The sequence below is a fragment of the Streptomyces sp. NPDC020597 genome (assembly GCF_044335095.1).
Taxonomy (GTDB): domain Bacteria; phylum Actinomycetota; class Actinomycetes; order Streptomycetales; family Streptomycetaceae; genus Streptomyces.
Genome location: NZ_JBIRUL010000012.1, coordinates 158,074 through 176,901, shown reverse-complemented (window position 1 = coordinate 176,901; position 18,828 = coordinate 158,074). Strand labels below are relative to the sequence as shown.

Below are 18,828 nucleotides of genomic sequence, written 5' to 3'. Positions count from 1 at the left end.
CACCTCACCACAGCGTGATACCGGAATGAATGAGCTCTTCTGTCAGTCCGTAGGTCGAGTCGAGTCCCGCGGTGACGATCTCGCCCACCCGCGCGCGCGTGGACTCGTCCTCCTGCCAGGAGCGGATCTTCACGACGACCTCCTCGGGCCGGTGCAGCGGCGCCTCCTTGGAGGTGAAGATGTGCGTTTCCACCGGCCGCCCGCACAGGTCGCTGATCTGCGCGGCGAGGCGATGAGCGAGGACGTTGTACAGCTTGCCCGTGTGGTCCATCGGGTTCTTGCCCGCCGGAGCCTCGATGCTCATCGGCCGCATCGGGGTGATCAGTCCGTTGACGCGATTGCCTCGGCCCACGGCTCCCACGTCCCCCGTGTCGGCCACCGAGCCGAGAACGGTCAGATACGGGCGCACACCGCGGTCGGCCGGATTCAGCAGGACCTCACAGCGTTCCTCCAGAACGCGGTCCAGCAGCTCCTGGACGACTTGACGGCACTGTCCCACCCGGTGTTGATAGTGGTCGAAGGACTCGATGTGGGCCGCTATGAACGGCATGTTGACGATGAGGCGGAAATCGTCCTGCCGCCGGCTGCCGAACACCTTGACGTCCCAGCCGGTGTCAGGATTCGCGGCCTTGAACTCCTCACCGGTGATCATCTGCTCGACGCCCAGGACGGCCCGTTCGAGCCTGCTCAGCGGCGCGTATCCATGCAGCAGGTTGCAGTCGTTGGAGGTGAGCGCCGGATCCCCGGGAGCGACCAGGTCCGCCGGGCCGAGCGGTCGATATCGGGTGCTGCCGCGCCCCGGGCCCTGATGGTCGACGACCCTGTTCTCGACTCGCAGGTGCTTGTCCGGTTCGAACCCGGTGGTCACCTGGGTGAGCACGTCCGCGGCGGCGGCGTGCAGGATCTCGTCGAGCGGAATCTCCTCGCTTCCGCAGCGCAGGGCGGCCTTGCCCGCGAACAGCACCGTGTAGGGGTGGACGAGTTCACCCCTCCCGAAGTCGAAGTCGGCCTCCCCGCCGAAGATGAGGACCTTGTCGAACCAGTGGTGTGCCACGCGGCCGAAGCGGCTGAGGCAGTGGGTGGCGTAGTAGCGGGAGGCCCGTTCGGCGATCGCGTCCGCCATGGTGTCCGGATGCCCGACACCCTTGCGTTCCACCAACTCGTACGGCAACGCGTCGACCTCGGGCCGGAAGTCGGGTTGGACGCTGATGAACTCCAGGGCTGTGCTCGAGGAAGTCAACTGATGCTCCTGCTTGGAATCGTCATGGCATGGTCGGACAGCAGGTCGCGGATCATGTCCGCGCTCTCTCGCAGCGCGGAGAACCGTTGCACCAGCAGGTAGGCCGGGATCTCGGTGGCGACCCGGGAGCACAGCGCCGCGGTACTCGGTTCAGGCGGAAAGCAGGGAGCCAGAAATTTCTCGTTCCGCAGCAGGACGGGCACGGTGTTCTGGGTCAACTCGCGCAGGGCGGCGGCGGCCTCCAGCGGGACCAACCGCACTTTCTCGGACGGGGATTCGGCGAACACCGGAAAGACCAGGGCCCTGACCAGTGCCCGCGCGCGGGGAGGCCGTCGGTTCGTCAGGCTCGTCAGCTCGCTCGGCTGGAGTATGGCCTCCGAACCGGCGTCGCGGACGGCCACCCGGTGGGCCGGATGGGACAGGACGTGGCTGTCCAGGTCGATATCCAGTGCCGCGAGGGTTTCCTGCCGGACGGAGACGGCGCGTGGCCATCCTCGGCCGGCCCAGCCGTCCTCCGTGCCGACCAGGCTGACGTCGTCGTTGGCTACGAAGTCCAGGCCCGCGGTCAGACATGCCACGATCGACGAGGTCTTCCCCGCGCCCTTTCCGCCGAGGATCACGACGCCCTGGTCGTCCGCACTGACCATGCCGCCGTGCAGGAAGAGCTCCTCGCCCCGGCTGCGCCCCACGCGTAGCAGGACACGGACGTAGCGGACGAGGTACTGCACGACGAGCGGCCCCGGCAGGCCGGCGTCCACGACCAGTTCGCGACGTCCAGGGTGCGACCACAGGCGCATGGGCGGCTCCCCGGTTCCGCGGACAGTGGTCAGCTGGTGCTCGTCGAGGTCGTCCTCGATCGGGGTCGTGGTCCGCACCTGCCACCAGCGGGCGTGGTCAGCCGTCACCACCTCCACCCGCACGTAGGGTTCCAGGAGGGCACGGGCCGTCTCCTGCAGCGTGGCGGGCAGCACCAGATGCACCGCGTAGGGCGGATCTCCGCAGCGCAGCCTGACGAGATCCCGCTGCCCTCGGCCGCTCACCGTCCGATCCTCGAAGCCGCCGCGGCGACGGCCGGAGCCAGCGTGGTGCGCACCATGGACGCTCCCTCGGCCGCCCAGCCCAGGTACCACTGGAGCGTGTCCGGGCTGTGGCACCCGAGTTGCGCGACGTACTGGGGGGTGGGAACGCAGTAGAGCTCCAGGATCGGAACGACCGCCGCCAGCTCCCGTGGCTCGGCGGGCCTGGGAGATGTGCCGCGCACCAGCAGTTCGGCGGCGAGTTCCGGGTGGACCATGAAGCTTCCCCGTCCCTTGCGGGCCAGAAAGAGTGCCGCCCTGGCCAGGTCGTACACCCGTGGTCTGATGTCGACGGCGTCCCAGTCCAGGACGGCGGAGATGTGTCCGGCCTCGTCGAAGACCAGGTTCGAGCCGGCGATCTCGCCATGGGTGAGGGTCTGGGGCAGGCTGCGGTACAGCGGATCGTCGAGTTCCGCGCGGGCCCGTCGAAAGGCGTCCAGATACGCGGGGCGGACGGCCTCCCAGAGTTCGCCGGGTGACGAGGCGAGGACGGCGTCGGCGAGCTCTTCCATCCCCATCTCGTCGGCTGTCAGCCAGTACTCCATGTCCTGCGTGGGGTTGTGTCCGCCGGCCGGCAGTCCCTCGCACCGCGTGGTGTGCAGCAGGGCCGCGCAATCCGCGGCCCTGGCCAGATCCTCGGCGTATCCGTCGATGTACCCGCGGCCGGCCACGTATGGCCGCAGCTGCCACTGACTGCCCTGGTACTCGACGGTCGTGGCGTGATCGACCGCTGCGACCAGCGGTTGCACCGGCACTCCACGGGCGGCGGCCCGAGCGGTGGCGGCCTGTTGGAACTCCAGCCAGTCCGGGACGGCGTGGCGCCCGAAGCGCTTGAGGGCGAAGACGCCTTCCGACGTGTGCAGCCGCCACACCGCGTTGACGCCACGGCGCACCAGCCGTTCCTGCGTCTCCACGCGGAGGCCGTAGCCCGTGTGGGCCACCTCCCGGGCGGTTCGATCCGTGGAGACCTTCCAGTAGACCTCTCCGCTCATGACCGGGCTGCCCCGGTGTACGCGGTCGCCGGACGGGCGGACTTCTCCACGAAGTGCTGGAAGCGGCGCAGCGCCTCGGACTCCGGGAGGCCAACGGGAGGGCTCTTGAAGAGAAAGGGGCAGACCGGATCCACAACGCCCACCAGCCCTTGATCAGCGGCGGTTCGAGCGATCCGGACCGCGTTCGCCACGACCGAGGCCGCGTTGGGGCTGTCCTCCACCTCCAGCCGGATCTCCATCGACAGGGGTGTGCCGAGAATGGCCTCGGCCTCGATGCGCAGGAAGCACACCTTGCGGTCGCCGAGGTACTTCACATAGCCGTTGGGGCCCGCCGCCACGTCATCGGAGTCGATACCCGCGCTGGCCAGAGCGCGCCGTTTCGAGATCTGTTTGCTTCGTGAGCGCGTCGGGTCGGCGAGGTTGTAGAAGTCCATGTTGCCGCCCACATTGAGCTGGTAGGTGTTGGCCACGTGCATTCCGCGCGACTGGAGGAGTTCCAGGAGCGCGGTGTGCAGAGTCGTGGCGCCGAGATGGCTGCGCAGGTCATCGCCGAGCAGCGGTACCCCGCGGGAGACGAACAGCTCGACGAGCTCCGCACGGTTGGCGACCGGCTCGGGAGTGGCGTTGACGAATGCCACCCCGGCCTCGGCACTGGCGCGGGCGTATGCCTGTACCGCGGCTGTGGACCCGGTCGGCAGGAAGCAGACCAGCACCTGGGCGCGTGACTGCCTCAGGGCGGCTGTCACGTCGGCCGCGGTGAGGGACGCGCAGTCCGGGTGCGGGCGGACCATCTCCGACAGGTTCCCGTCCAGACCGTCGAGCAGCGGGCCGGAGCGAACCCGGACCCCGGTGAGCGGGACGGGAACGTGGTTCAGAGCGGCGGTCGGTGCGACGGCGATCGCATCCGCGAGATCCTGGCCGACCTTGTTGCCGTCCACGTCGAAGGCGGCAACGAACTCGACGTCGCCGAGTCGGTATCCGCCGATGTGCTCGTGCATGACCCCGGCCATCCGGGGTCCGGAGTCGCGGGAGAGAACGGTGGCCTGAACGAAGCTCGACGCACACGATCCGATGCCGGCCAGAGCGACACGAATGAATCGATCGGTCATGAGAAACCTTGTCGTGAGAATTTTCGGGGATACAACACATTTGTCGCGGACCGACGCTGCCGACCCGTGACACTAGAGAGGCAGACTCCTTCTCTCACGCCCTTCGAACACGTACCACTCGCGGTATCCGATTTCCCGGAGACGCTTTCGGACCAGTTCATGGTCCTCGGCGATCCTTTCCGGGACGTGAGCGTCGGAGCCGAATGTGATCTTCACTCCGAAATGGGCTGCTCTCTCGAGGACGTCCGGTTGCGGATACCATCCTCCGCACGCCTTGGTTCCGCCCGACGTGTTGACCTCCACGACCGTGTCGGTCTCCGCGATGACACGCAGCATCCGATCCACCGCGGAGGTCTTGATCGAGCCGATTTCCGGGCAGTTGCCGCGAAGGGCGTCGATGTGACCGAGGATGTCGAACATACCCGACCTCGCCGAGTCGGCGATCAGTTCGCAATACTTTTCCTTCTCCTCCAGAAGAAGTTCAGGGGACGCGTTCTCCCACCGCTTGAGATCAAAAATGTCCGTCCCGCCCATCACATGGACGGATCCGATGACGTAGTCGAGCGCAATTCCCTCGTAAATACGCCGATACAGTCCGACGTGCTCGGGAAAGAAGTCGGACTCCACACCGATGAGGATGCGGATCCGGCCGCGGTACTCCTCACGCAGCGCCGCGGCCTCGGCGAGGTAACCAGGGAATTCGCTCTTGCCCATCGCCACCCCCGGTTTGTGGTGATCGGCCGCCTCCGCGAAGAACGGAGAGTGATCGGAGAACCCGAGGATGTCGAGCCCGGCGGAGATCGCTGCCTCGACGTAGTCACGCAGTTCGCCGCGGGCGTGCCCGCACCGGGCATGATGGGTGTGCAGGTCGAATTTCACGCAGCTCCTCCCGCTCACATCGCCGTGTAGCCGGCGTCCACCATGAGGTTCGTGCCGGTGATGTAGCTCGCCTCCGCGGACAGCAGGAAGACCACCGATGCCGCGATCTCCTCCGGATCGGCCGTCCTGCCCAGCAGATGCCGGCCTCCGATCTCCGGGTCCCGGTCCGCTTGCTCCCGGGTCATGCCCAGCACTTCTCGGTGGAAGCGTTCGTTGTTCTCGTTCCACACCGTGCCGGGGTTGACGGCGTTCACCCTGATGTTGTCGGAGGCGAGTTCCAGGGCCATGCATCGGGTCATGTTCACTACCGCGCCCTTGGTCGTGCTGTAGGTCATGAGACCGGCCTGCGCGATGTGCCCTGATATCGAGGCGATGTTGACGATCGATCCGCCACCCGCCGCTTTCATGAAAGGTGCCGAGTGCTTCACGCACAGCGCCTGGCCCATGATGTTGACGTCCATCACGCGCCGCCATTCGTCGACCGTGGCCTCGACACCGCGCATGATGAAAGCGGCGGCGCAGTTGATCAGGAAGCGCACGCCTCCGAAGGACTCGACGGCTGCCGCGACCGCGCGCTCCACCGCGTCCTCGTCCGACACGTCGGTCCGTACGAAGCGAGTGACGGGCGAGCCGACCCGAGCGTTTATCTCTTCGGCCGCCGCCTTCCCGTATTCCTTGTTCACATCGGCGATCAGCACATGGGCGCCTTCTACGACGAGTCTGTCCACCACGGCTCTGCCGATTCCCTGGGCGCCACCCGTGACGATCGCGGACTGACCTGAGAGCCCTCGCATTGATGCTCCTCCACGTGGTGTCCCCGGCGAGAAATGATCAGCGGTTCGGGATGATTGCTACGGATATTCGTCGATGAAATTCGTAAAGCACTCCGCCGATTCAACAGCGAATCTCTTGCCGACCGCTTGTCGGATGCTTGCCGCTCCCATGCCGGTGCGTTCGGGCGCGGCGCCGGTGGGCAGCCGGACGGTCACGGGACGACTCGGCTCACATGGACAACCCCGATCGGGACTGTGCAATTGAGGAAACTTCGCAGTTGCACAACGCCTTGAGCGCACCCCTGCGGACCACGCGTGGCGCGCGGACGGCTTCCAGGTTCCGTGGCGGTTCCGGCCTCCTCAGTTGTTCCGGCCGTGGGCGGGCCATACGGTCCGCCACAGCCACTTCGCGGACCGCCACGAACGTGGCGAGCACGCACGAGCCGGGATTCGAGGCGAAGTCGGGTCTCGACCGGACCTGCCTCCGCCGCGACGCGAAGGAGAGCCTCAGGACGGGTCGGGCAATGCCGCGGACGGTCGGACAGAGGGCTGGTTCCGTAAGTTCGGCGCCCCGTCGGCTCCTTCCGGAGTCCATGTCCGCAGTCCGCTCCACCGCAGCCGGGTCAACCGCTGACGAGGGCCAGCAGTGACTCCCGGTCCGTCTTGCCGTTCGGGGTCGTGGGCAGGGCGTCGAGCACGCGCAGTTCCGAGGGGATCATGTAGCTCGGCAGTGCCTGCGCGCAGTGGGCCCGTAGCTCGGCCGTGCCGATGTCCGTGGACCGGGCGGGCACCACGACGAACGCGCCGAGACGGCGATCGCCATCGGCGGGGCCGAGGACGAGCACTTCCGCCGCCATGACGCCGGGGAACTCCAGCAGTCGGTGCCTGACCTCGTCGAGTTCCACGCGGTTGCCCCGGATCTGGACCTGGGAGTCGGCCCTCCCGCAGAAGTACATCTCCCCTCGCTGTCCGGTGTGTCCCAGGTCGCCGGTGCGGAGAACCACCTGACCGGAGCGGGGAGACACGGGGTCCGGAAGCAGTGCCGCCCGAGTGGCGTCCGGGTCGTCCCAGTACCCCGTGAAGAGGGCGGGCCCGCGCAGGACGATCTCTCCGACGAGACCAGGGCGTTCGATCAGCCGCCCCGCCTCGTCGACAAGGAGCATCTCGGCCCCCTTGTGCGCGAACCCTATCGAGAGCCGCTTCACGTCGGCGGGCAATGGGTTGGGGACCTCCTCGAACGAGCAGGCCATCGACTCGGTGCTGCCGTAGCAGTTGGTCACGCGGACCCCCGGAAGGAGCGCGCGGAGGTGACGCAGCTCCGGGAGCGGGAAGTCCTCCCCGCAGAAGAGGATCCCACGCAGCCGGTCGAGGTCGGCCAGGCCCCGCTGCTCATGCCGCAGGACCGGCCGCCAGATGGACGGGACGCCGTTCACCTGGGTCGCTCCGGTCTCCTTCAGCACCCGCACGAAGCGCCGCGGCCACCGCAGCGATTCCGGTGGCACCGTCACCAGGGCGGCACCGCTGCCCAGTGCCAGGCCGACGTTGATCAAGGAGAAGTCGAACTGGAGCGGCGAGGTGTTGGCGACGCGGTCATCAGGGGTCACCAGACGCTGAGCCGCCATCCCGTGGTAGAAGGACGTGACGGCCCGGTGGCTCATCACCACCCCTTTAGGACGTCCCGTCGTCCCCGAGGTGAAGATGACGTACGCCGGGTCGGTCACCGTCGGCTCCCGTCGACGGCGTGGCCGGTCGGCCGGCGCCCGCTCGATCGTGAGCGAGGACCCTTCGAGGTGTCCCAGCCCGACGCCGAGTGGGACGTCCGCGTCACCGGCTCCCGGGCACCGCAGGTAGAGCGCGGGTTCGGTGGTCTCCATGATGGACGCCAGCCGCTGTTCCGGCGGCCTCGTACCCACTGGAACGAACGTCAGGCCCAGTGCCGAGCAGGCCAGCAGAGCCGCGATCGAAGCAGCCGAGAGATCCGCCTCCAGAATGACCCGGTCACCGATCTCGAGTCCCAGCCCGTCGAGCGCGGCCATGTGGTCGCGGACGAGGAGTTCGAGTTCACGATAGGTGGTGACGGCGTACCGCTCGGAGCCGGCGGGTTCGATGACCGCAGGGCGGTCCGGAAGAGTGCCGGCCATCCTGAGTAGGAATTCGTGAAAAAATTCCTCCCGCCCGGTGTCCAGAAGGCCAGGAAATATCATGCGATCGCTCATGGATTCCTCCGCGCGGTCGTCGGTCCTCGTGGAGCGGTATGCATGTCGGCGTATGGAATAGTCCGCGTGCGGCCGACAGCAGCCGCCAGGCTACTTCTTCGTACCCGCGTCGTGGGAGTGCCGTGCCGTCGGCCGAAGTCGGCAACCAGTACGGCGATTGACAGGCCGAAGGCTCAACGAGATTCTGATGACAAAACAAGCGGGGGATGTCGTCCGGAATTCATTTTCGCGATCGCTTGCCTACGCGCCGTGCAAGAGCTTGTTGTGTGCCCAGCCGATTTCCCAGGTTGCGCATGCGTCGAGTTCTAGTCGTTCCGTCATGTATCGCGAAAGGATCTGCCCTTGCGGGAACCGGAAAACGATCAGCTGGAATTCAGGCTGCTGGGTCCGCTGGAGGTGCGCGGCGGCGGCACGCCACTCGATGCCGGACCGCCCCAGCGAAGAGTGCTGCTCATCCGTCTGCTCGTGGAGGGCGGCCGGACAGTGAGCACTGATCGGCTGCGCAAGGACCTGTGGGGCTGGCACGACTCGCCTGGCACGGTGTCCTCGCTGCATGCCCATATCAGCAGACTCCGCGCCCTGCTGGAACCGTCACGTGCCCATCGGCGGCAGGGCAACGTGTTGGTGACCGAGCCGACGGGCTACGCCCTGCGAGTCCGCCCCCGAACGCTGGACACCGTGCGCTTCCAGGAGGGCGTGGACGAGGCCCAGCAGTTCATGGAGGCCTGCGACGTCGACGCGGCGTACGACCGGGCCGAGGAAGCACTCGGTCGCTGGCGTGGAACCCCGTACGCCGAAGCGGCGGACTACCCCTTCGCGGAGCGGGAGATCCTCCATCTGGAGGAGACCCGGCTGAGGGTCAGGCAGGTGCGGACGTCGGCGTTGCTGTCGTTGCACCGCTTCGACCGGGCCTTGTCCGGGGCGCGGGAGCTGACCACGGAGCATCCCATGGACGAGACGGCGTGGGTCCTGATGATGCGGGCCCTGTACCTGTCCGGCCGTCCGGCGGAGGCGCTGTACGGATACCAGACCATACGGGACCGGCTCAACGAGGAGGGTCTGGAACCTGGTCCCGCCCTGCGCGCGACCCAGCTCGCGATCCTCCGGCACGACATCGACCGGATCGCCCCCGCGCCCCGACAGCGGGTTGTCCTGTCGGACCCCGGTCCCCGGGAGACGGCGTCCGGGCGCCGCCCGCGGCTGCCGGGCAGGTCGGCGGAGCTGTCCCAGCTCGCGCGGGTGCTGGACGTCGCACGGACCGGCCGGGCGGCATGGGCGCTGGTCTCCGGTGAGTTGGGGGTCGGGAAGACCGGTCTGGTCGAGGAACTGGCCGCCCACGCAGATGGTCTCGAGGTGCGCACGGTCTGGACTCGCGGCTCCGCGGAGCCCGACGCGGGCCAGGAGGCGGTTCCGTTCCGCACTGCCGCAGGGATGCTGCGACAACTGCTCCCGGAGCGGCCCCTGTCACCGGACTCCCTGCCGCCTTCGACGACGGGTGGCCGCGGAGGTCACGCGCTCGGCCGCTTCATGGCGTTCGACCGTATCGCCCATGACCTCCTGCATGCGCTGGCCGGCCGTCCCACCCTGTGTGTGATCGACGACATGCAGCACGTGGACGCGGACTCCCGGGCGCTGCTGACGTTCCTGGCGGTTCACCTTCGGACGGCTCCCCTCGCCGTCATCTGTGTCTCCCGAGACTTCGGTCAGGCCGATCTCGACGGGTTCTCCCTGACGGTGATGCGAGAGGGCGGCTGCCATCTTCGTCTCGTGCCGTTCACCGCCCAGGAGTCACGGGAGGTGGTGCGCCGATGGTGCGCGTCGTCCCCCACCTCGCGTGCCAGGGCGGCGGACGACATCGACCTGATGGCGCGTGCACTGCATCGGCGCAGCGGCGGCAATCCCCTGTGGCTGACCGAGTTGCTGCGCTCGGCCGAGAACGACGGCGACTGGGCCGGTGCACGGATCCCGCGCGTGGCTCATCGCATCCTCACGTCGATCTCACGAGGCCTCGGACAGCCCCTCCGGTCCTTTCTGGAGACCGCGGCGGTCATCGGGGAACCGGTGGACATCCCCCTGTCCGCCGGTGTCCTCGGGTGTTCGGCGGAGGCGGTGCTGGACCTGATCGAGGAGGCCCTGGCCGCCGGCCTGCTCGTCTGGAGTGACGGTCAGGGCCACGGCGAAGCGGGGTACCGCTTCACCTGGCCGTTGTTCCAGGAGGTGGTGCTCTCCGAGATGTCCCCGCTCCGGAAGCAGCGGCTGCGGACCGCTTCGGCCGCCCGGCGCCTCGCCGACCCGCCCGGCGGAAGGGTGAGAGCGCCGAAGCGCCGGGCACCCCGGTCCGTCCCCGCGGCCGCGGCGCGCCGTACGCCTGCCCCAGCACTCGGGGAGCAGCGATGAGCGTCCACGATCAGGTCGTCGACCTGGCGCGGGGGGCCGAGCCCGTCGCCGTCGAATGGTTCGGCACCTCGCTGCGGGTCCACATCCCGGTGCCGGAGACACTCCAGTACGTCGCCGACCATCACCGAGTGGATCCGGCGACGGTCAAGGCACCGAAGTACCGGTCAGCCGCCCTGTTCGCCGTCGCCGCCCCGGACATCCTGGACCAGCTCAGAGCCCAGGCGGCATGTGGAACCGTCAGCCGACGCGAGTCCTTCAAGGGGGTGTGGTACGCCTACTGGGAGACGGCGGACGGCGCGACGATGGTGGTCGACGAGACGCACGCCTACCAGCACGCGCTGCTCACCCGTGACTTCGCGTCGTGGGCGGTCGTCGGCGAGCGTCCCGAAGACCTCGGGTTGGTCGTCGCACGGACGATCCGCGAACTAGTCCGTGAGGACCTGCTCGCCATGGGGGCCGTCACCTTCCACGCCTCCGCCGCTGAACTGCCGGACGGTACAGGCGTCCTCCTCACCGGCGGCTCCGGGGCGGGCAAGACCACCACCGCTGTCCGGATCGGCTGCTCCGGCGGCCGTGTCATCGGCACGGACCGCTCCTTCCTGCTCCGTCACGACGGCGAGTGGCTCGTCGTCGGGCTGCCGGAGACCACGAGGCTCGGGCTCGGCGGTGCCAGGACACTCGGCCTGCTCGGCCTTGTCGAGGGACGCGTCCTGTCGAGGGAGCAGACCCTGCTCGCCCGCCCGGGTACGCCCGGAAAGGAGGCCAAGCTGACGTTGAGCAACGGTGAGATGACCGAGTTGCTGAACTGCGGATACACCCCCGCGGCGACCGCCGACTCGATCGTCGTGCTCAGCGGATCGCCGCCGGCCTCGGCACCGCGGATGAAGGACCTGGCCCCCGCGGAGGCGCACCGGGCGCTGAGAGAGCATCTGCTGGCTCCCGACCCCGACTACCGCGCCCGCTGGCTCTCCCCCGACCCCGCCCAGGAGGACGCCGGCTCCGCGGCGGCCGAGCTGTCCGCCCTGCTGACACGACAGCCGGCCAGACGACTCACCTGGAACCCGCAACTGCACTGTGACGAACGGGTCGTACCGCTTCTGACGGCGAGGACGGACACGACTCCGTCCAGCGCTGCCCACCGCCCCGACCGCAACTCCGGCAAGGAGGCCATTCGATGACGACCGGGCTCGGCGTTGTCCCCGACGTACGCGGACCGAATGACGCCGTATGGGATCTGCTGGTGTTGGTGGCGCTCCAACAGGGCCTCGACGAGGAGCCGGACGAGCGCGTCGAGGCGCTGCGGCGGCCCGACTTCGACCACGGCAGACTCGTCGAACAGGCGATGCGTCACGGACTGCTGGCCGCTCTCGCCCACTTTCTTCACCAGCACGGCCTGCGCCGGACCCTGCCGGCGCGGCTGCGCAACCCGGTCCTGTCCCATCTGCTGCTCAACAGGCACCGGGCCCGGCTGCTGACCGCGGAGGCGCTACGGGTCTCGGCGGGCTTCGAAGCAGCCGGGATCCGTGCGGCCTGGACGAAAGGGGTCGTGGTGCAGTCCACCCTCTACGAGGGGACGGGCGTACGCATGTACAACGACATCGACGTGATGATCGCACCGGCGGACCGGCCCGGTGCTCTGAAGGCACTGACCGAGCTGGGCTACGCGCCCTCGACCCGCTTCGACCCGGTCACCCAGCAGCTGGAGAAGATCTCGCGGGCGGCGGAGCGCATCTACCAGATGTCGCCGGACCACCTCCCGCACGCGCACCGGCTCACCGAGGACACCTGTGTCCCCGTCGTCTGCGTCGATGTGGCCAACAGCTTCACATGGCACGGCTGTCCGTGGCAGGTTCCGGTCGACAAGGTGCTGGCACGGATCGAGCCGGCCCCGGTGGAACCCGGCACGACGCTGCCCGCGCTCTCCACCGCGGACATGTTCCTCTTTCTGTGTCTCCATCTCTTCCGTGAGGGGTGGGTGGAGCGCACGATTCGGACCAAGGACGTGTCCTTGGCGCAGTTCGCCGACATCGCGCGCCAGTGGAGGCGCGCCTCGACCGTGACCCGGGAACGCGTCGCGGAGGAAACACGGGAGTTCGGGCTGTCCGCTCCGATCGCCTGGGTGTGCGCCCACGCGGATCAGCTCTTCGCCACCTCGATGGTCGACGAACTGGGCCTGCGGGCGACCGCGACCCGCGCATGGCTGGCGAGCGCGCAGGGGAGCTCGGGACTCGAGTTGTGTTGGCCGGGGGACATGGAGCGGCGGCTGCGCTCGGGAGAGGCCCCCGTGCTGTCCCCGCCGTGACGCAGGAGCGTTGGACGGCCCCGGGGCAGCCGCGCCGTCACACCAGCGTGACCGCGCGGTCGAGCATCGACAGCGCGCCGTTGGCGGTCAGCAGCCGGTCGTTCGCGTAGTTCAGGGCCGCTGACCGCAGGTCGCGGAAGACCCGTTCGAGAGGAATGGGTGAGTCGCCGGAGTACCCGGTGGACAGCCCGGCCAGCTGCACCATGCGGTCGGCGGCCTGGAAGGTCAGCTCGGACGCCGCGAGTTTCAGGGTGTTGAGGTGAATCTGCACGGAGGGGGCATCCAGCCGCCGACCGCTCTCGCGCAGCGCACTCACCTCCTCCCGCACCTTGGAGAGGTAGGCGCTGACCAGTTCGAGATCGAGTCGGATACGGGCCACACGCTCTTGGACCAGGGGTGAGGAGAGGTCCGTTCCGCCCTTGTGGGCGGAGGCTGCGAGCTTGCGCACAAGACGGCTGAAGGCGCCCTGCGCCGCGCCCAGCCAGCAGGCGCTCCACCCGAGATGCCCGGTCGGCACCATGCTGTCCGCGGCGACCTCACGGAAGCGTCCGGGTTCGCCGACGATGTGGTGAGCGGGCACCTGGCCGCTGAGGCGCAACCCCACGCTGTGGGTCCCGCGCATGCCGAGAGTCCGCCACTCATGGGTCTGCTGGACCGACAGATCCTTCCGGTTCGCGTACACGAGCGTGACCTCGTGCTCCCGCGCCTCCTGATCCGCTCGCATGGTGATGAGGAATCCGTCCGCGTGGACACCTCCGGTGACCACCGGTGCGTCCCGGTGGAGCGTCAGGAGCTCGCCGCGGTGCGCCAACGAGTCCTGGGCCGCCAGCAGATGGCCGCCCTTGTTCGTGTCGGTGGTGACCGACGCGAGGTACACCTCGCCCGCCGCGACACGGGGAAACAGTTCCGCGCGCAGGCCGGCGTCGGCGTGCCGCACGAGCACGTCGGTCTGTTGGCAGTGCATCGCCCAGATCATGGCGGTGGACAGGCATCCGGTGGCGAGTGAACGGGCGACCTCCACCATGTCGTCGAGGCCGCGCCCCATTCCTCCGTACTCCGTCGGTACCAGCAGGCCCAGATATCCGCTCTCTCGCAGCGCACACAGGTTCTCCACCGGGAACTCGGCTTCGGCGTCCACCTTGGCCGCGTTCTCTGCCAGCAGGCTCACCAGGGCGTCGGCTTTCTCCATCGGGGCTCCTCCCCTGTTCAGCGCGTTCACCGGTGTGGGCACCGGAGCGCACGGCCGTCGCGGTCGATACCCGCCGCCGCAATCGCCCGGTCGGCTACGAACCGGGCCAAGTACTCACCGAGGGGTCCACTCAGCCGCTCATCGCTGTGCCGTACGGCGACCTGGTCAGCGCCTTGGACCGCCACGCCGAGGGCGGCCGAACCCAAGAGGCACGCGTCGTTGCGCGCGTCCCCGAAGGCCACGGTGGCCGCGAGTCCGTGGCTCTCGCCGTAACTTCGCCGCACATGCTCGTGCACGGCCGCCGCCTTGCATGTGTGTTCAGGCCTCACCACAAGCGCGCCGAACGCGGAAATACGGTCGAGGTCATGGGGCAGACCGGTCAGCTGCTCGGTCAGGTCCGCCTCGGCGCCGAACACGGTGACGGCGACGGCGTCCTCCGCGCGGTGGTCGGCCGCGAGGGCCCCGGTCGCGATGTCCTCGCGGCGGACGCCGTAGGCTCGCGCGTACGCCAAGGCGGCACGACGCGAGCCCGCGATCAGTCCGCTCACCGTCTCGGTCACCGTGTCCGCGACGTCCGCGGACGCGAGGCGGGCCGCGAGCTCGGCGGGCAGCGCGCGGGAGACCGTCACCGAACCGGCGCCGCGGTTCCACAGGACGTTTCCGTTGCTGAGCAGGAGCGGGTCGTCGAACGCCCGCAGTTCTGGCGCGGAAGCATCCAGGGAGCGAAAGGACCTGACCGATCGACCGGTGACCAGCAGCAGGCGGAGGCCTTGGGCACGCAGCCTGTGCAGTCCCTCGGCGACACCGGGCAGGAAGCGCTGCGACGGATCGAGGATCGTGCCGTCGAGGTCGAACACCGCGTACCGGAGCCGTCGGCGTTCCGAGGGAGCGGACGGGGCTTCAGGTGCACTTTTCATCGCTTTCGGCAGCCCTCCTCATGGCCGAGCCACAATATGGCGACAGCACGTTGCGTGATACGGCGACAGCGCATTCCGCGAGCAATCAAATATGCCCGTTCTTGTCGGCCTCTTGCCGATCGATCGCGGCGAGCGGACGAGTCGGCGCAACGGAGATTTCTTGACTGCCGGTGCGCGTCGTGCTCCAATCCGTATGCCCCCGTCCGGCTGTAATGCACGAGCTGGGAGACAGCGTGAGCATGAAATCCACCAGAATCACGATTCCGGAAAGCCATAGGGATCTGCTTGAACGACCGCTCTTCGCTCATCTGGCCACGATCCGCCCAGACGGCACGCCTCAGGTGAACGTGATGTGGTTCGGCTGGGACGGAAGCCATCTTTATTTCACCAGCACGACCGCGCGCTACAAACACCGCAATATCGTCCGCAACCCTGCCGTCTCCGTCTCCTTTCACGACCCGGACAACCCGTACCGGCACCTGGAAGTCCGTGGAACCGTGGAGCGCATCGCCCCGGACACCGAGGGCGGGTTCTGGCTCGGCCTCGCGGCTCGGTACGGCGATCACGTCGACGGCCCGCCCGCCGACGTCCTCAACCGGGTCGTCTATGTCGTGCGTCCCACGGCTGTCACCTCGTTCGTCCGCAGGCACCCGGCCTCTGTGCGCTGAGCGGGACCGAGGGGGCGGCGCGGCCCTGTCCCACCGCCCGCGGACCCTACTTCCGCGTCCCCACCTCAAGACGCTGCGCGAACTCGTGCCAGGTATCGGCGCACTGCCGGGCAAGTTGCGCGACATCGGACATACGGTGCGCGGGAATGGAGTCGCTCAGCCGCTCCCAGGTCTCCGGGCCCAGCGACTGCATGCTCAGTCCACGGAGCAGAAGGCGGCCGGCCTCCGTCGACCGCAAGGACGGGTCCCGGCTGAGAAGTGCCCAGGACACGCAGAGTGACAGCCGATCGGAGCCCGCCCCCCGCGAGGGCAGGCCGGCGACACTGTCCGTCTGTCGCGCCCGCGGAGCCGGAGCCTCGGTCACGACAGCCGTGCCGGCCGCGTGGCCGGGTTTCACGTCCTGCGCGCTCTGGATCGTCTTGCGCATCCTGCGCACCGTGTTCGGCGAGACTCCCGCCGCCTCGGCCAGTCTCCGCAGCGACGCGCCGGGGTCCGAGGCGATCGCCATGCGGATGCGCTCGCGGCCCATCGCGCTGTTCAGGGGGCGGACCCGGCCGTCCTTGCCGACCCGGCGCACGTTGGAGGGAATGTCCTCGCGTCCCATGGAGCGGATCGCGCCGACCGTCTTCGGGGACACCCCCACCATCTCGGCTATGGCACGGTCCGACCACTGCGGGTAGAGCGCGGAAACACGTGCGACCGCGGCCCGCCGGTCGGCGCGCGACAGGGGCAGGCCGTGCCGGGTGTTGACTTTGACACCCAGTACGTACGCTTCAGCATCGCTGCCGTCAAAAAAAATGGCGGGGACGGTGTCGCAGCCCTTTATCAGAGCCGCCTGCACACGATGCATTCCGTCGATGATTCGCATCGTAGGCCGGTGGACCATGATGGGCGGAAGCAATGAGTCGCTTTCCGCGAGGGCCAGCGCATGCTCCTTGTCTATCCCGCAGAGACGTGGCGAGTCGGCTGCCTCCAGGAATCTGACCGGGAGTTCGACTACTGCGATCTCGTTGGGTTCAGGAAGCCAGTCGGCCGTCATGAGATCTTTCACCACCACTCCGGTTGGGGCCCGATTCGCCGCTCAAAATGTCAGGATTCGAAATGAAGCGCTCAGAAAAGCCGTCGGGATGTCAGGCACCTCCTCGCGAATCGCAGGGGGAAATCGAGCGGCTCCGGGTCCCCCACAGCCACGCCGACCAGAAGAGCCTCGATCGCCAGCAAAATACGCTGGACAGGGACGTCCGGGAAGTACGAGTCGTGAACAGCGATCGAGAGCACCTCATTGATGTCGCCGCGCAGGGCGACGGACAGAAATCGAGTCCCACCTTGATACACGTGATCACGCGGTTCGATTTTGGTCTCTTTTACGAGATTCCGAATCCGCCCTACCGCCCCGCCGTACGACTCTCCTTGCGTGGAGTTCCTCATGTCGTTGAATGAGAAGTCGAAATCTCTTTTGTACTCGCTGCCTTCGTCGAGATCGACGAGCATCTGCTGAAGAGCCTGCTCGTCGTAGCGACTGAATCTGTAACCCTTGACGCTCGCCTTCCAGGCATCGTCGACGATGGCCTCAAAAGACAGGTCGAGCGATTCGAGCACCCCAGGGGCAAATTGAACGAGCTCACCGACGTAGGAGCGCTCTTCCTGAGTCAAACGATTGGAAGCCGGCAACGTGAACGAGGACTTGTCCCGCCCGATGAGCGCGCCGGCCACCACCGAAACAGCAGCCAGGTAGACCACGGACACACTCTTGGCGTACTTCTTCGAGATGACCGAGACGGCACCCCTCAGTGCGCGAGAATCCATGACCGCCGACCGGCCCTCGTCCTGCGGAAGCCTTTCCAGAACCGACTTCCAGTATTCGAGGGATCGCGCGCTCTTCTCCTGCCACTTCGGCGATTGCTCCAGCCGCGCCCGGTCGACCGGCTGCATCGAAGGCGCCGACGGACCGTCACGCTCCCCGGAAAGACGGTTGCCGAGCGCCACCCTCAGCGCTTGGCAGCCATGACCGTCAACTCCGAGGTGGGAGACCAGACACATAAGGCGCACGGGGGCGTCGGCACAGGTCATTACGGCGAACAGGGCCCCGAGCTCGGCTGTGACATCGAAGCGCTCACCCTTGAGGCGGTGTATCACACTCCGAATATCGGCCTCTATCATGGATTCCTCGGTCGGAATGACGAGGATCTCCGTAGATCCGGTCTCTTCGATCTTCTGGAAAGGATCACCATCGGCACCCACGGGAAACGTCGTTCGCAGCGACTCAAACTCCTCGAGCGCCCATCTGACGGTCTCAATGACGTCGCTGAGGCTTTTCCCTGACGGGACAGGATGAACGCACACAAACGGCCGGTGCTTGAAGTGGGACCCCCGCCAGGTCCTTCGCTGCGCCCACGTAAGAGGTGCGATCGCGCCGCGCTTACCTTCGAAGTGAACCCTTATTTTTTCCATTTCGGACCCTCGTAAAACCGGAGACGTCCCCCTGAAGCAATCTTTCGAACGCCGAGTTGATGGCATGTTGCATCTAACCCGAACAGAAAGCGGTTGTCAACGCCATATCCACGTAGAGATCTTTCAAATTTTTACTAAAGTCTGACCCTCGCAGGTTTGCCGTACACCGTGTTAACTCACGCGCTACAAACCCGACACCATGGACCTTTCCACACCTTTGGTCGGCTTCCCTTCTCTGATGGGGGGCAATCTTGGAAGAGCCCTCGCCACTGTGTAAGATCCCCATTCCCGTGCGCCTACCGAATCCTTGGGTCCCGGTGGGCGCATCGTCGAGTGATGGACAATCCTTCGACGACAGATGGGAGGAAATGCCGGTATGGCAGACACCTCAGCGCAGGTGTTCCTGGCTGCCGGATTCGACCAGGCGCCGGTTCTCCTGAAAAACACGGCCGACCTCGAGTACCCGGCCCTGCTCCGGGTGCCGGTCACGGAGCACGCCGTACCAGAACCGAGCGCCTGAGCCGCGTCGTCCACTCGAACGGCGATAGCCGGCGTTCAGTTGCCCACGCCTCTCAGCTCTCCGTCATGTCCACCTCATAAAACCACCAGCTACCCGACA

At 67.4% G+C, this 18,828-nt stretch carries 16 protein-coding genes; 5 read left to right on the top strand and 11 right to left on the bottom strand.

From position 1 onward, the window contains the following. Positions 1-4: 4 nt before the first annotated feature. The 7 genes from ACH4ZA_RS22360 to ACH4ZA_RS22330 all read right to left on the bottom strand — a co-directional run bounded on the left by ACH4ZA_RS22360 (position 5) and on the right by ACH4ZA_RS22330 (position 8,210). Positions 5-1,240 (bottom strand): methionine adenosyltransferase, encoded by a 1,236-nt coding sequence (locus ACH4ZA_RS22360; protein ID WP_319168837.1) that lies wholly within the window; start codon positions 1,238-1,240, stop codon positions 5-7. Continuing rightward, a complete protein-coding gene (locus tag ACH4ZA_RS22355) occupies positions 1,237-2,280 on the bottom strand; it encodes a hypothetical protein (RefSeq protein WP_398431103.1) in 1,044 nt (347 codons plus the stop codon). The genes ACH4ZA_RS22360 and ACH4ZA_RS22355 overlap by 4 nt, the downstream gene beginning before the upstream one ends. Next, positions 2,277-3,308, bottom strand: coding sequence for a phosphotransferase enzyme family protein (locus tag ACH4ZA_RS22350; RefSeq protein WP_398431102.1), 1,032 nt, complete (start codon positions 3,306-3,308; stop codon positions 2,277-2,279). The genes ACH4ZA_RS22355 and ACH4ZA_RS22350 overlap by 4 nt, the downstream gene beginning before the upstream one ends. Then, on the bottom strand, positions 3,305-4,417 hold the full coding sequence (locus tag ACH4ZA_RS22345; protein WP_319168834.1) for an inositol-3-phosphate synthase: 1,113 nt from the start codon (positions 4,415-4,417) through the stop codon (positions 3,305-3,307). The genes ACH4ZA_RS22350 and ACH4ZA_RS22345 overlap by 4 nt, the downstream gene beginning before the upstream one ends. A 72-nt stretch (positions 4,418-4,489) precedes the next feature. Continuing rightward, positions 4,490-5,296: a histidinol-phosphatase gene (locus tag ACH4ZA_RS22340; RefSeq protein ID WP_319168833.1), complete on the bottom strand. Its 807-nt coding sequence runs from the start codon at positions 5,294-5,296 to the stop codon at positions 4,490-4,492. Positions 5,297-5,310: 14 nt separating this feature from the next. Beyond that, positions 5,311-6,090 carry a glucose 1-dehydrogenase gene (locus ACH4ZA_RS22335; protein ID WP_319168832.1) on the bottom strand — a complete coding sequence of 260 codons (780 nt, stop codon included), beginning with the start codon at positions 6,088-6,090 and terminating at the stop codon, positions 5,311-5,313. 602 nt (positions 6,091-6,692) lie between these two features. Then, the gene (locus tag ACH4ZA_RS22330; RefSeq protein ID WP_398431100.1) at positions 6,693-8,210 is read right to left on the bottom strand and encodes an AMP-binding protein; all 1,518 of its coding nucleotides are present in this window, start codon (positions 8,208-8,210) and stop codon (positions 6,693-6,695) included. Positions 8,211-8,627: 417 nt separating this feature from the next. Here ACH4ZA_RS22330 and ACH4ZA_RS22325 point away from each other — a divergent pair, with 417 nt between their 5' ends. The 3 genes from ACH4ZA_RS22325 to ACH4ZA_RS22315 are packed head-to-tail and all read left to right on the top strand — an operon-like array spanning position 8,628 to position 12,984. Continuing rightward, positions 8,628-10,682, top strand: a complete 2,055-nt coding sequence (locus ACH4ZA_RS22325; RefSeq protein WP_398431098.1) for a BTAD domain-containing putative transcriptional regulator — start codon at positions 8,628-8,630, stop codon at positions 10,680-10,682. Beyond that, complete coding sequence (locus ACH4ZA_RS22320) at positions 10,679-11,860, top strand: hypothetical protein (RefSeq protein ID WP_398431097.1); 1,182 nt, start codon at positions 10,679-10,681, stop codon at positions 11,858-11,860. Before ACH4ZA_RS22325 ends, ACH4ZA_RS22320 begins: the two co-directional genes overlap by 4 nt. Further along, on the top strand, positions 11,857-12,984 hold the full coding sequence (locus tag ACH4ZA_RS22315) for a nucleotidyltransferase family protein (RefSeq protein ID WP_319168827.1): 1,128 nt from the start codon (positions 11,857-11,859) through the stop codon (positions 12,982-12,984). Before ACH4ZA_RS22320 ends, ACH4ZA_RS22315 begins: the two co-directional genes overlap by 4 nt. A 37-nt stretch (positions 12,985-13,021) precedes the next feature. On the opposite strand, the gene ACH4ZA_RS22310 is transcribed toward ACH4ZA_RS22315, so the two are convergent. Together ACH4ZA_RS22310 and ACH4ZA_RS22305 are read right to left on the bottom strand one after the other, a co-directional pair. Next, complete coding sequence (locus ACH4ZA_RS22310; protein WP_398431096.1) at positions 13,022-14,173, bottom strand: acyl-CoA dehydrogenase family protein; 1,152 nt, start codon at positions 14,171-14,173, stop codon at positions 13,022-13,024. A 26-nt stretch (positions 14,174-14,199) separates the two neighbouring features. Next, positions 14,200-15,090 (bottom strand): HAD-IIB family hydrolase, encoded by an 891-nt coding sequence (locus ACH4ZA_RS22305; RefSeq protein WP_319168825.1) that lies wholly within the window; start codon positions 15,088-15,090, stop codon positions 14,200-14,202. A 239-nt stretch (positions 15,091-15,329) separates the two neighbouring features. On the opposite strand from ACH4ZA_RS22305, the gene ACH4ZA_RS22300 reads away from it, so the two are divergent. After that, a complete protein-coding gene (locus ACH4ZA_RS22300; protein WP_319168959.1) occupies positions 15,330-15,758 on the top strand; it encodes a PPOX class F420-dependent oxidoreductase in 429 nt (142 codons plus the stop codon). 46 nt (positions 15,759-15,804) lie between these two features. On the opposite strand, the gene ACH4ZA_RS22295 is transcribed toward ACH4ZA_RS22300, so the two are convergent. Beyond that, positions 15,805-16,809 (bottom strand): ParB N-terminal domain-containing protein, encoded by a 1,005-nt coding sequence (locus ACH4ZA_RS22295; protein WP_398431095.1) that lies wholly within the window; start codon positions 16,807-16,809, stop codon positions 15,805-15,807. Between the two features lie 59 nt (positions 16,810-16,868). Beyond that, positions 16,869-18,209, bottom strand: a complete 1,341-nt coding sequence (locus tag ACH4ZA_RS22290) for a condensation domain-containing protein (RefSeq protein ID WP_398431093.1) — start codon at positions 18,207-18,209, stop codon at positions 16,869-16,871. Between the two features lie 376 nt (positions 18,210-18,585). Between ACH4ZA_RS22290 and ACH4ZA_RS22285 the strand changes: the two genes are divergently transcribed. Continuing rightward, positions 18,586-18,729, top strand: a complete 144-nt coding sequence (locus ACH4ZA_RS22285) for a hypothetical protein (RefSeq protein ID WP_319168822.1) — start codon at positions 18,586-18,588, stop codon at positions 18,727-18,729. Positions 18,730-18,828: the final 99 nt, after the last annotated feature.

What these genes read in the sequence shown, in the direction of transcription:
- ACH4ZA_RS22285 (WP_319168822.1), top strand. Translation starts at nt 18,586, where the DNA reads ATGGCAGACACCTCAGCGCAGGTGTTCCTGGCTGCCGGATTCGACCAG.
- ACH4ZA_RS22345 (WP_319168834.1), bottom strand. Translation starts at nt 4,417, where the DNA reads ATGACCGATCGATTCATTCGTGTCGCTCTGGCCGGCATCGGATCGTGT.
- ACH4ZA_RS22315 (WP_319168827.1), top strand. Translation starts at nt 11,857, where the DNA reads ATGACGACCGGGCTCGGCGTTGTCCCCGACGTACGCGGACCGAATGAC.
- ACH4ZA_RS22335 (WP_319168832.1), bottom strand. Translation starts at nt 6,090, where the DNA reads ATGCGAGGGCTCTCAGGTCAGTCCGCGATCGTCACGGGTGGCGCCCAG.
- ACH4ZA_RS22290 (WP_398431093.1), bottom strand. Translation starts at nt 18,209, where the DNA reads ATGGAAAAAATAAGGGTTCACTTCGAAGGTAAGCGCGGCGCGATCGCA.
- ACH4ZA_RS22320 (WP_398431097.1), top strand. Translation starts at nt 10,679, where the DNA reads ATGAGCGTCCACGATCAGGTCGTCGACCTGGCGCGGGGGGCCGAGCCC.
- ACH4ZA_RS22350 (WP_398431102.1), bottom strand. Translation starts at nt 3,308, where the DNA reads ATGAGCGGAGAGGTCTACTGGAAGGTCTCCACGGATCGAACCGCCCGG.
- ACH4ZA_RS22310 (WP_398431096.1), bottom strand. Translation starts at nt 14,173, where the DNA reads ATGGAGAAAGCCGACGCCCTGGTGAGCCTGCTGGCAGAGAACGCGGCC.
- ACH4ZA_RS22330 (WP_398431100.1), bottom strand. Translation starts at nt 8,210, where the DNA reads ATGGCCGGCACTCTTCCGGACCGCCCTGCGGTCATCGAACCCGCCGGC.
- ACH4ZA_RS22300 (WP_319168959.1), top strand. Translation starts at nt 15,330, where the DNA reads ATGAAATCCACCAGAATCACGATTCCGGAAAGCCATAGGGATCTGCTT.
- ACH4ZA_RS22305 (WP_319168825.1), bottom strand. Translation starts at nt 15,090, where the DNA reads ATGAAAAGTGCACCTGAAGCCCCGTCCGCTCCCTCGGAACGCCGACGG.